9 protein-coding genes are annotated in these 12077 nt (G+C 41.9%); 3 read left to right on the top strand and 6 right to left on the bottom strand.

Features of this window, described 5'->3' with window-relative positions; translation table 11 throughout:
- Positions 1 to 7 precede the first annotated feature (7 nt).
- From FLJC2902T_RS02050 to cax, 6 genes are all read right to left on the bottom strand, one after another.
- Complete coding sequence (locus FLJC2902T_RS02050) at positions 8 to 424, bottom strand: hypothetical protein (protein WP_023578128.1); 417 nt, start codon at positions 422 to 424, stop codon at positions 8 to 10.
- 91 nt (positions 425 to 515) lie between these two features.
- Complete coding sequence (recA, locus tag FLJC2902T_RS02045; protein ID WP_023578127.1) at positions 516 to 1520, bottom strand: recombinase RecA; 1005 nt, start codon at positions 1518 to 1520, stop codon at positions 516 to 518.
- Between the two features lie 271 nt (positions 1521 to 1791).
- Complete coding sequence (locus FLJC2902T_RS02040) at positions 1792 to 3159, bottom strand: efflux transporter outer membrane subunit (protein WP_035676697.1); 1368 nt, start codon at positions 3157 to 3159, stop codon at positions 1792 to 1794.
- Positions 3152 to 6316 carry an efflux RND transporter permease subunit gene (locus FLJC2902T_RS02035; RefSeq protein ID WP_023578125.1) on the bottom strand — a complete coding sequence of 1055 codons (3165 nt, stop codon included), beginning with the start codon at positions 6314 to 6316 and terminating at the stop codon, positions 3152 to 3154. The genes FLJC2902T_RS02040 and FLJC2902T_RS02035 overlap by 8 nt, the downstream gene beginning before the upstream one ends.
- A gap of 2 nt (positions 6317 to 6318) precedes the next feature.
- The gene (locus tag FLJC2902T_RS02030) at positions 6319 to 7467 is read right to left on the bottom strand and encodes an efflux RND transporter periplasmic adaptor subunit (protein ID WP_023578124.1); all 1149 of its coding nucleotides are present in this window, start codon (positions 7465 to 7467) and stop codon (positions 6319 to 6321) included.
- 380 nt (positions 7468 to 7847) lie between these two features.
- Positions 7848 to 8951: a calcium/proton exchanger gene (cax, locus tag FLJC2902T_RS02025; RefSeq protein WP_035676696.1), complete on the bottom strand. Its 1104-nt coding sequence runs from the start codon at positions 8949 to 8951 to the stop codon at positions 7848 to 7850.
- A 293-nt stretch (positions 8952 to 9244) separates the two neighbouring features.
- On the opposite strand from cax, the gene trhO reads away from it, so the two are divergent.
- The 3 genes from trhO to FLJC2902T_RS02010 are packed head-to-tail and all read left to right on the top strand — an operon-like array spanning position 9245 to position 12074.
- Positions 9245 to 10603: an oxygen-dependent tRNA uridine(34) hydroxylase TrhO gene (gene trhO / locus FLJC2902T_RS02020; RefSeq protein ID WP_023578120.1), complete on the top strand. Its 1359-nt coding sequence runs from the start codon at positions 9245 to 9247 to the stop codon at positions 10601 to 10603.
- Complete coding sequence (locus tag FLJC2902T_RS02015) at positions 10603 to 11844, top strand: peptidase U32 family protein (RefSeq protein ID WP_035676693.1); 1242 nt, start codon at positions 10603 to 10605, stop codon at positions 11842 to 11844. The genes trhO and FLJC2902T_RS02015 overlap by 1 nt, the downstream gene beginning before the upstream one ends.
- Complete coding sequence (locus tag FLJC2902T_RS02010) at positions 11844 to 12074, top strand: ferredoxin (protein WP_035676690.1); 231 nt, start codon at positions 11844 to 11846, stop codon at positions 12072 to 12074. The genes FLJC2902T_RS02015 and FLJC2902T_RS02010 overlap by 1 nt, the downstream gene beginning before the upstream one ends.
- Positions 12075 to 12077: the final 3 nt, after the last annotated feature.

Genomic DNA, 12077 nt, shown 5'->3' with positions numbered 1-12077 from the left:
ACTTTTTTTATTCGACCAGAATGGTATAGGTCAAAAACAAATCGACTCCATTACTATCTTTTCCGTTCCAGAATTTTAACGTATACTCACCGGTTTGATCCGGATTAAATTTTAAATTTTGGGTTGCCACGTTATTGTTTTGTAAAACGGCGCAACCTCCGTTATCGTATTTAAAAACTGTTGATTCAACTGCAATGGTTCGAGAAGAACCGTCTTTCTCAAAGTAAAATTTGTTAAACGCATGGCATTCCGTCGGGCGTACGAATTTTATTCTGATAATATTTTCCTTGTTAACATTAAAACTTACGGGTAATTCCACCTCGTTTACAGGCAATAATTCAAACGCCACATCTTCCGTTTCCGGCTCTTTAGTGCAGGACAGGTATAGAAAAGGAATCAGTATTAACAGAAAAATCTTTCTCATTCAACAGCTTATTATGATAGTAAGATGGATTAGTTTTCAAAAGGTTGCGTTAAAAAAATAAAAATCCCGAAAATTTTCGGGATTTTTTTGTTTAGTTGGCATTATCTTTAATCAGGGTTTTGATTTTTTGTTCCAATTCGTCCATCAGTTCCGGATTGTCTTTTATTAAAGCTTTCACGGCATCACGGCCCTGACCTAATTTGGTGTCGCCATAGCTGAACCACGAACCGCTTTTCTTGATGATTTCAAATTCAACGGCCAAGTCTAAAACTTCACCGGTTTTCGAAATTCCTTCGCCATACATGATGTCGAATTCTGCAGTACGGAACGGTGGTGCCACTTTGTTTTTTACGATTTTCACTTTGGTGCGATTCCCCAGCACATTTTCCCCGTCTTTAATTTGGGTCGATTTACGGATGTCGATTCGCACCGAAGCATAAAACTTCAAGGCATTACCCCCTGTAGTTGTTTCCGGATTTCCGAACATCACGCCGATTTTTTCACGCAACTGGTTGATGAAGAAAACGGTACAGTTCGTTTTGTTGATGGTACCCGTTAATTTTCGTAACGCCTGAGACATCAAACGCGCGTGCAATCCCATTTTGGAATCACCCATTTCGCCTTCGATTTCGCTTTTAGGTGTTAACGCGGCCACCGAGTCAATTACCACTAAATCGATAGCGCCGGAACGGATCAGGTTTTCGGCAATTTCCAATGCCTGTTCCCCGTTGTCCGGTTGTGAAATGATAAGGTTGTCGATATCAACTCCTAATTTCTGAGCGTAAAAACGGTCGAATGCATGTTCCGCATCGATAAAGGCAGCAATTCCTCCTGCTTTCTGAGCTTCAGCAATGGCGTGTAAGGTTAACGTGGTTTTACCCGAAGACTCCGGACCGTAAATCTCTACGATTCTTCCGCGTGGGTAACCGTTTACTCCAAGGGCAAGATCAATACCTAAAGAACCGGACGGAATTGCTTCCACCTCTTCCACGGCAGTGTCGCCCAATTTCATTACGGTACCTTTTCCATAGGTTTTATCCAGTTTGTCTAATGTTAATTGAAGGGCTTTTAATTTGGCTTCTCTTTCTGAACTCATAACTATCTATTTTGGGTAAAAATAGTGCTTTTTTTTAAGTTTCAAATAAGATGTTATCAACAGTGAACGAAAAATTTATCAGCCGCGACAATTTAAAAGACTTTATGGGTGAAAACGGAATGTGGTTCGGATAACTTTGTAATTTTTAGATTATTAAATGAATATAACGGTGTTCTGTATAAATGCTTTTTTTGATTAATTTCTGAATTTTTATTGGCTTCAGTGGCTATTTGTGATTGTTTTTCTCAAGGTGTTTATCGGATTGGTTTTACTAATTCCAACCGCCGCCCAAAGCTTTGTACAATTGCACCGTTGCGCTTAATTGCTGTTGCGATAGTCTGGAAAGTTCCAGTTCCGCTTCGTACAAATTCCGTTGAACATCCAATACTTCCAAATAGGAAACATAACCATTATAGTACCGGGCATCGGACAGTTCAAGATTCTTTCTGGCTGCCTGTACTTGCTTATTTCTGGCTTGCCATTCCTGCTTATAGGTTTTTACGTCCTGTAAAGATTGCTCCACTTCGGAAATGGCGATGAGATAGGTTTTCTGATAATAGAACTTGGATTGCTCAGCCTCTTGTCTGTAAATTTCCACCCTGCGTTTGTTTTTTCCGAAGTTGAATATTGGTCCGACAACACCCGCCGAGGCATTCTGTTTGTAGGAACTGTCCTGAAACAGATCGCTCACATAAACGCTTGCAAAACCAGCGATGGCAGCAATGTTAAAGGAAGGGTATCGCATGGCTTGTGCCACTCCGATTTTTTCGTTGGCAGACACATAATAGAGTTCTGCCTGTCGCACATCCGGCCGGTTTTCAAGTAACTTTGAAGGAAGCGATAAAGGAATGTCGGTCACAAGTTTTTGATCACTGTTGGCTTTACCGCGTTCAATTCTTCCGGGAACCTGACCCAACAAAACCGAAATGACATTTTCCAAAAACGTAATCTGTCTTTCGATACGCGGAATTCCGGCTTCGGCGATGGCTACTTGTTGTTCGATCTGAACTTTATCAACCTCGGACACATAGCCTTTTATAAATCGTTCGTTGATGATGTTAAAAGATTCCTGTCTGGCAACTAACGTTTTTTTAGTGATGTCCAATTGGTTGTCCAGATCCCTGAGCTGGAAATAGGAAATGGCTATATCGCTGATAATCCCTGTCAGTATCACTTTTCGGGCTTCTTCGGTAGCCAGTAATTCCGCTTGCAATGCTTTATTCTGATGACGGACCTTACCCCAAAAGTCCAGTTCCCAATTCATGCTTGCACCCACATTCGTCGGTAAAAAGGCATCTTTATTGGCGTAGACAGTACCTCCGTACTGGAAAGACGGATACAGATCGGCTTTTGAATAGCCTAATTCGGCTCGGGCACGTTCCAGCCGGGCCATAGCGATTTTCATGTCGTAATTGTTTTCAATACCTTTATTGATGAGGCCTTCGAGCACATCATCGTCAAAAATATCAAACCATTTCAGATTGACAACTGATTTGGCCGTGTCTATAGGAATCTCAGTGTTTTGATACCTTTCGGCTTTTTGTTCCTCCGGTCTTGAATATTTCGGACCTACCATACAACCCATCGGAAGCAATGCCAGAGCTAAAATGACAAAACTTATTTTATACTTTTTAATCATGGCTTGTTGAATTTGGTTCACTATTATTTTCCGTAGTTGTCGTTTCCGTTTTCTTTTTTCCGAAACTTTCTATGAACACAAAAAGTGTAGGGATAAAGCACACTCCTAATATAGTGGCGACTAACATTCCACTAAATACAGCCGTTCCCATTACTTTTCGGGCCTGAGCGCCGGCACCGGAAGCCGTCAGCAAAGGAACAACCCCTAAGATAAACGCAAAGGCCGTCATCAGGATAGGACGGAAACGCAATTTGGCTGCGGTTAATGCCGAATCCAATAATGAAACGCCTTTCTCGTGTTCCGCTTTGGCAAATTCGACAATCAATATGGCATTTTTAGCTGCCAATCCGATGAGTAATACCAGTCCGATTTGTGCAAAAACATTATTCACATAATCCGGACTGAACAGTTTACAGAGGTACAATCCGAGGAAGGCTCCAAAAACGGCAAACGGTGTTCCTAACAATACACTGAAGGGGAGTTTCCAGCTTTCGTATTGTGCTGCGAGAATTAAAAAAACGAATACCAAAGCCATTATGAAAACCACGCTTCCTTTTCCTTCAGCGGCTTTTTCCTGAAAACTCATGGCCGACCATTCGTAACCCATACCTTGCGGCAACACTTCCTTGGCGGTTTCTTCCAATGCTTTTAAAGCCTGTGCCGAACTGTAACCCGGTGCAGGAGTTCCCCCGATTTCTGCCGAACGGTACAAGTTGAATCGGTTGGTGAATTCGGGGCCGGTTTCCCGTTTTATAGTTGCAATCGACGACAACGGAACCATGTTACCGTCTTTCGATTTCAGAAATATTTTACTGATATCCGTCGGATTGATGAATTCATCCGGATTACCCTGAATCAACACGATATACTGACGGCCGTACCGGTTAAATTCGTTGATGTATTGTCCACCCAAATTCGCGCCGACAGTCATATTCACATCGGCCAACGAAAGATTCAGTTCTTTTACTTTATCCCTGTCGATTTCCAGACGTATTTGAGGAACACTCGCATTAAAAGTGGTTCTGATGGTACCGATTTCGGGACGTTTTTTGGCGGCGGTCATGAAATTCTTGGTGTTTTCAGCCAAATATTGAGGATTGTTTCCCCCTTTGTCCTGTAGCATCATGGTAAAACCTGCTGCATTCCCGATACCGGCTATCGGAGGTGGTCCGAAAGCGAAAACCGTAGCGTCGGTAATTTGGGTCAGAAATTTAGCGTTCAGTTCCTTCATGATTTCCGCCACATTCTTATCCCGGTGGCTCCATTCTACAGGGGAGATGAAGATCAGGGCATTATTGGTGGCATTGGAGTTTTTCAATAAACTGAATCCGGCATTTGTGGTGTAGAATTCAATGTTTTTATCTTTTGCCAATATGCCTTCAATCTGCTTGCAGACCTGGCTGGTTCTTTCCAATGAAGATGCCGAAGGAAGTTCGACATTGATATAGAAGTAGCCTTCATCTTCTTCCGGTACGAATCCGGATGGAATTTTAGCACCTAAAATCACGATCACCCCAACAACAATTCCGATAAAGATCAGACTTCGGATGGATTTTTTTATCAGATAAGCCGCTATTCCGGTGTATTTTTCGGTAACCGAATCGAAAATCCTGTTAAACCCTCCGTAAAATTTTCCGAGCCATCCTTTTTGCTCTTTGGCAGGTTTGAGCAGCATGGCACATAAAGCGGGACTTAGCGTCAATGCACTAATGGCAGAGAAAATTACCGATATCGCAATGGTAATGGCAAACTGTTGGTACAGTCGACCCGTAATTCCCGGCGTTAACGCAACAGGAATAAATACTGCGGTAAGTACTATTGCGATAGCGATTACTGGCCCCGATACTTCTTTCATGGCTTGATTTGTGGCTTCCCTTGGCGTCATCCCATGCTCGATATGATGCATCACCGCCTCCACAACCACGATGGCATCATCCACCACAATTCCGATTGCCAACACCAAACCTAAAAGTGATAATACGTTTACCGAAAATCCTAAGAGCGGGAAAAGCATAAACACTCCGATTAAGGAGATAGGAACGGTAATCAACGGAATTAGAGTCGCTCTCCAGTTCTGAAGGAAAATGAACACCACGAGAATTACCAGAAAAATAGCTTCAATCAAGGTGTGTACAATTTCATTAATCCCTTCGGAAACGGCTAAAGTGGTATCCAGTGAAACATCATATTTTAAATCATTTGGAAATCGTTCGCTTAGTTTTGCTATGGTCTTTTTCACATTCTCTGCCACTTCCAAAGCGTTGGAACCGGGCATTTGTTTGATACCGATAACACCTGCCGGTTTGCCGTTTAGTCGTGCCTGAGTGAAATAGTTTTCGGTTCCCAATGAAACGGTGGCTACATCTTTCAGTCGGATTTGCTGGTTTTTTATATTCGATTTTATAATGATGTTTTCAAAATCTTCCTGCATTATCAATCGATCACTCAGCATTACATTGTAGGTGAATTCGTTGCCATTTTTTGCCGGTGGTCCTCCAAATTTACCACCCGGCGCAATCGCATTTTGTTCCTGAATCGCACTCATCACATCCAATGCGGTCAAATCGTATTTGGATAACACATCGGGTTTGATCCATACTCGCATCGCGTAATTACTTCCTCCGTAAAGTAAAACTTCCCCAACACCTTTAATACGCGCCAAGGCATCCACGACATTGATGGTCGCGTAGTTATTTAAAAAGGCGGCGTCGTAGGTGTTGTTGGGAGAGTGTAACGAAATAAGCAACATCGGAACCAACAAAGATTTTTTTGTGGAAACTCCGGTAGTTCTAACATCTTGTGGTAGTTTAGGTGTTGCTTCGGCCACCCTGTTTTGGGTCAGCATGGTGGCAATATCCAAATTGGTTCCGATATCAAAGGTGACGGAAAGCCCCATATTACCGTCTCCGGCATTGGTGGATTGCATGTAGATCATGTTTTCCACACCGTTTACCTTTTGTTCTATGGGTGTGGCTACGGCCTGTTCCACATTGATGGCATTGGCTCCCCTGTAACTGCCGTTCACATTGATAATTGGTGGGGCGATATCAGGGTATTTTGATATAGGAGTAGATCTTAATGATAAAAATCCGATAATTACGATTAAAATCGAAAGCACAATGGCGACAATCGGCCTCCTTACGAAAAAATTATCCATAATTATTCAGTTTGATTTGAGACATCTTTTTCGACATTTTCCGCAAAAGGAATCGGCTCGACAACAGAACCGGGCTGAACAAATAAGGTACCGACTATAGCCACGCGGTCTCCGGATTCCAAGCCTTTGGATACAATCCAGTTTGTTCCTATCTTTTCGCCCACTTCCACAACACGTACCTGAATTTTCTTGGCTTGATCAATCGCATAAACCTGATAGATGCCCTGCATTTCGGTAATTGCTTTTTGCGGAATAACGATGGCATCTTTCTGCGTACTTACGACGATACGGATTTTCACGAATTGTCCGGATCGCAATATTCCTTCAGGATTTGGGAATTGGGCTTCGAAGGTTACCGTTCCCGTGGTGGGATCTACACTGGCATCGGAAAAATTCATTTTGCCTTTATGTGCGTAAGTGCTTCCGTCTGAGAGTATCAGTTCTAAGTCGGTTAGTGTGGTGGGAGTTTTTCCGAATTTTTTCTGATATTGTAAAAAGGACGCTTCGCTAACTGCGAAACGGACACGCACTTCGTTTAATTTTGAAACGGTATTCAGATGCGAAGTATTTCCTATTCTTGAAATATAATCGCCTATTCTGGCATTGCTTATCCCGATAACGCCGTCAACAGGTGCGTAAATATTACAGTATCCGCGTTCTATCTGTTGGTTTCTTAAACTTGCCTCGGCACTTTCCAGACTCGATTTTGAAGCTTTTGCCCGGGCAACGGCGGCGTCCAATTCTCTTTTACTTACGGCATTCATCTCTGCCAAGGGGCGTATTCTTTTTAGTTCTTCCTCTGCATTTACATAAGAACTTCTGAAAGCGGCTACCTGTCCTTTTTCACGTTCTACTTTTGTATCATATTCTATCGGATCAATGGTGTATAGCAGCTGTCCTTTTCTGACTTTGTCGCCTTCTTTGAAATGAATTCCCTGTAGAATTCCGTCTACACGTGCCACTAAATCCACATCTAAATCCCCAAAAGTCTGAGCGGGATATTCCCTGTGCACCGGGACATCGCTTTTTTGAACGACTACAAATGGAACTTGTATTGGCGGCATGACTTTTTCTTCTTTCTTGCAGGAAACCCAAATGCCTGACAAGAAGAGCAATATAAACAGGACTTTTGATTTTTTTAGCGCATTCATCTTCGATTCATTTTAAAAATTATAGAATAGCAGGACTATTGTTTCTTTCCCAAGTGACATTTCTTAAACAGCAATCGGTTGACAACTGTTGCATACTTTTTTCGGAATTAATGAATAACCAAAAAGTGTGTTTTAGAAATAATTTAAATATAAATGGGGGCAATAACTTTAAAAAATGCCCTTAGCGGCATTGTGAATTCTGATAAGAATATTTGTAGGTTTTTATACAAATATAAAAAATACTATATTGATTTAACAGTTTTCATTTGAATAATTCTTTATTTAAGCTTTTGTACGATGATTTGTGTAATTTCAACGATTGTTGTGATTTTTTAAATGATTTGGATATAAGTTTTTGGATTTATTTGCGGAAACCCGATTTATGTCTGCTCCGGAATAAAATAAAATAACAGGGCAATAAGCAAGTATAATGTAATCATCTGAATCCCTTTAAACCAATTCGACTTCCCGTCTCCGGAAACCACCGTGGTGAGTATGACCGCCATAAGCAAGGCTCCGATTTCTGCGCGGTTGAAATTTAAAAACATAGGTTTTGGTCCGACAAAAAAACTCAGCAGTATCAGTAAGGGGGCTATAAAAAGTGCAATTTGTATGGAACTTCCCAAGGCGATGCTAATGGTCAGATCCAGTTTGTTTTTGGCCGCCATAGTGATGGCAGAGATGCTTTCTGCCGCGCCTCCGATTACGGCAACAAAAACAATTCCGATAAAGGCAGAACTCATGCCCAGTTCTTTGCCGGTTCCCTCCGCGGCACCGACGAGTATTTCACTCATGAATGCCGCGGTAACAGAAGCCACAATAAGAGCGCCTATTGCCTTTTTTTTGCTCCACGGTTCGTGTTCTTCTTCTTCTTTTACCACAGGTGCTTTTTTGATGCTTTTAAATAAGTCCGGATGTGTTTTAATCATGAAGTACAGATAAAAAACATAAGCCAACAGAAGACTGACCGCAAGCAGTATGTTAAGATTGCTCTCGTTCTGCCTGTAAACGGTATTTTCTCCCGTAATGAAAAAACGATGGAAGGAGCTGGGAATAAGCATGCTGTACACGGCCAGAAACATCATGGAATTGTACATCTTTATGGTGACGGGATTGTACTCCTGATTGTGGAATTTTATGCCGCCTACCAGAAAAGAAATCCCAGTGGCCATCAATAAGTTTGCAAGAATTGCTCCGGCGAGAGAGGCCAGAACCATTTCATGCAGACCGGCATGCAGTGCCATAACGGCAATAATCAACTCCGGAGCATTGCCGAAAGTCGCATTCAACAGGCCGCCAATCGTATCACCGGTGTAATGCGCCAGGTTTTCGGTTGATTCGCCGATTAATTTTGCTATGGGAATTATCGAAAGGGAAGCCGAAAAAAATACAAGCGATTCACTTGTTACTATTCTTTCCAACAGAACCGTTACCGGAATAAAGATGAAAAGCCAAAAGACGGACGGTTTCAGATATCTTTTCATGTTTGATAAATTAGGAATCGGTCTGATAAAGATAGAAAAATTATATCGTTTAGTACAGATTCTTCTTATGTTTTTTGGGTTGTTTATGTCTGAAAAACAGTAGTTTATCGAATTTTTTGTCTGTTTTTATGATATCGAGAGCCATTCTGTCAGAAAATAATTTTCTTTTTTTATTTCCCTTAAGATGTTGTCAGTCAATATGTTTTGAATTTATTTTAAAATGTTTATTTTTGCACCCGGATTCTTCCATTTAGAATTCACAACTTATTTATTTCTCACTTAACGTTTATAGCATGCAACTGTATAACACCTTAAGCGCAGAAGAAAGAGCCGAGCTTATCGATCAGGCCGGTAAACAACGTCTTACGTTGTCTTTCTACACCTATGCGCACATTGAAGATCCTAAACAATTCAGAGACGATTTATTCATCGAATGGAACAAGCTTGATGCTTTGGGCCGAACGTATGTTGCCAAAGAAGGTATTAACGCACAAATGTCGGTTCCTGCCGAAAATTTCGAAGCCTTCCGTGAGACTTTGGAAGCTTATGATTTCATGAAAGGCATCCGTTTGAATGTGGCGGTGGAACACGATGATCACTCGTTTTTGAAACTGACCGTGAAAGTACGTCATAAAATTGTGGCCGACGGATTGAACGACGAAACGTTTGATGTAACTAATAAAGGCGTCCATCTTGATGCCAAAGCCTTTAACGAGATTTTGGACGATCCGAATACGATAGTGGTGGATTTCAGAAATCACTATGAAAGTGAAGTGGGGCATTTCAAAGGAGCAATTACCCCGGATGTGGAGACTTTCCGCGAATCGTTACCGGTTATCAACGATCAGCTGAAAGATTTTAAGGACGATAAAAATCTGGTAATGTATTGTACCGGAGGTATCCGTTGTGAAAAAGCATCGGCTTATTTCAAACATCAGGGATTCAAAAATGTTTTCCAGTTAGAAGGCGGTATTATCAATTATGCCAAGCAGATTAAGGAAGAAGGTCTGGAAAGCAAATTCATCGGAAAGAACTTCGTGTTTGACCACCGTTTGGGAGAGCGCATCACCGACGATATCGTTTCCCAGTGCCACCAATGCGGAAAACCATGTGACAATCATACGAACTGTGAAAACGACGCCTGTCATTTGCTGTTTATCCAATGTGATGAATGTAAGGAAGCGATGGACAATTGTTGTTCGACTGAATGTTTAGAAATTACCCATTTGCCGTTAGCCGAACAGGTGAAATTAAGAAGAGGAGCGCAGGTGGGGAACAAAGTCTTCCGAAAAGGAAAATCAGAATCGCTGAAATTCAAGAAATCAGGTGAGCTGACCGATACTCCTTTGGCTGTAGCCGAAAAACCGAAAACTATCCGTCAGAAAATAAAAATCAAAAAAGTGTTGCTTGGCAAAGCCGAACATTATTATGTGAAAGCACAAGTCGGACTTTTCATCATCGAAAATCAGGAATTAAATCTTGGGGATAAAATTTTAATCTCCGGACCAACAACCGGTAACGAAGAACTGATTTTAGAAAAAATGTTCGTCAACGGAAGTGAAGGCACTCAGGCAAGACCGGGTGATAAAGTCACTTTTGCTGTTCCGTTCCGAGTGCGATTATCCGATAAATTGTTTAAAATTATCAGCTAATGACAACTTCGGGAAGAATTGAGCTGATGGCTCCGGCAGGTAACTTCGAATCGATGCAGGCCGCTTTGGACAATGGTTGTGATTCAATTTATTTTGGTGTCGAACAATTGAACATGCGCGCGCGCGCGACGGTGAATTTCGTTTTGGACGATTTACCGGAAATTGCACGCCGCTGTAATGAAGAAAACGTCAGAACCTATCTGACTTTAAATACGATTATTTACGATCACGATTTATCGGTTGTGAAAACACTTTTGACCAAAGCGAAGGAAGCAGGGATAACTGCGGTAATCGCTTCGGATCAGGCGGTAATCATGACGGCAAAAACGATGGGAATCGAAGTGCACATCTCGACCCAACTGAACGTGACCAACATTGAAACCGTTAAGTTTTACAGTCTGTTTGCGGATACCATAGTGTTGTCCCGCGAACTGAGTCTGCGTCAGGTAAAGAAAATCACCGATGATATTGAAAAGGAACAAATCAAAGGTCCTTCGGGGAATTTGGTGGAAATCGAAATTTTCGGTCACGGCGCGTTGTGTATGGCGGTTTCGGGGAAATGTTACCTTAGCCTGCATTCACATAATTCATCTGCCAATCGTGGCGCCTGCAAACAAAACTGCCGTAAAAAATATACGGTAATCGATCAGGAAAGCGGCTTCGAAATCGAAATCGACAACGAATACATGATGTCGCCGAAAGATTTGTGTACGCTGGATTTTCTGGATCAGGTTATCGATTCAGGGATCAAAGTACTGAAAATTGAAGGTAGAGGAAGGGCTGCCGATTACGTGGCAACCGTGGTACGAACCTACAGAGAAGCTATCGATGCTTATTATGAAGGCACTTTTACCAAAGAAAAAATAAGCGTTTGGATGGAAGCTTTGTCAACCGTTTACAATCGCGGATTTTGGTCTGGTTATTATTTGGGTCAAAAACTGGGCGAATGGTCGGACAATCCGGGGTCGAATGCCACGCAGAAAAAGGTGTACGTTGGGAAAGGCATGCATTATTTCCCGAAATCCAATGTGGCCGAATTCAAAATCGAAGCTTACGATATTAAAAAAGGCGATAAGATTCTGATCACCGGGCCAAGCACGGGAGCACAGGAACTGATTCTGGAAGAAATGCTGGTAAACGATGAGGCTTCGGAAAAGGCAACCAAAGGCGACAGTTGTACGCTGAAAGTGCCGTTCCGCATCCGTTTATCGGACAAAATGTATAAAATTGTGGAGAACTAATGGTTATTGTTACCTTACAGAGAAATAAATGTATTGGTTGTAATTATTGTGTAGAACTGGCTCCGGCGCAATTTCAGATGTCAAAAAAAGACGGGAAAACGGTCTTGCTGAAAGCCGTAGATTCTAAAGGTTTTTATACTTTAAAATCACCCGATCATACCATAGTTGAAAGTTGTGAGTTGGCTGAGAAAGCCTGTCCTGTTAAAATAATTTCGGTAAAGGAAGTCTGAGAC

The organism is Flavobacterium limnosediminis JC2902, from assembly GCF_000498535.1.
Taxonomy (GTDB): Bacteria; Bacteroidota; Bacteroidia; order Flavobacteriales; family Flavobacteriaceae; genus Flavobacterium; species Flavobacterium limnosediminis.
The sequence above is the reverse complement of the archived record's forward strand: the minus strand, read 5'-3'. Positions and strand labels throughout refer to the sequence as shown.

What these genes read in the sequence shown, in the direction of transcription:
- FLJC2902T_RS02050 (WP_023578128.1), bottom strand. Translation starts at nt 424, where the DNA reads ATGAGAAAGATTTTTCTGTTAATACTGATTCCTTTTCTATACCTGTCC.
- recA (WP_023578127.1), bottom strand. Translation starts at nt 1,520, where the DNA reads ATGAGTTCAGAAAGAGAAGCCAAATTAAAAGCCCTTCAATTAACATTA.
- FLJC2902T_RS02040 (WP_035676697.1), bottom strand. Translation starts at nt 3,159, where the DNA reads ATGATTAAAAAGTATAAAATAAGTTTTGTCATTTTAGCTCTGGCATTG.
- FLJC2902T_RS02035 (WP_023578125.1), bottom strand. Translation starts at nt 6,316, where the DNA reads ATGGATAATTTTTTCGTAAGGAGGCCGATTGTCGCCATTGTGCTTTCG.
- FLJC2902T_RS02030 (WP_023578124.1), bottom strand. Translation starts at nt 7,467, where the DNA reads ATGAATGCGCTAAAAAAATCAAAAGTCCTGTTTATATTGCTCTTCTTG.
- cax (WP_035676696.1), bottom strand. Translation starts at nt 8,951, where the DNA reads ATGAAAAGATATCTGAAACCGTCCGTCTTTTGGCTTTTCATCTTTATT.
- trhO (WP_023578120.1), top strand. Translation starts at nt 9,245, where the DNA reads ATGCAACTGTATAACACCTTAAGCGCAGAAGAAAGAGCCGAGCTTATC.
- FLJC2902T_RS02015 (WP_035676693.1), top strand. Translation starts at nt 10,603, where the DNA reads ATGACAACTTCGGGAAGAATTGAGCTGATGGCTCCGGCAGGTAACTTC.
- FLJC2902T_RS02010 (WP_035676690.1), top strand. Translation starts at nt 11,844, where the DNA reads ATGGTTATTGTTACCTTACAGAGAAATAAATGTATTGGTTGTAATTAT.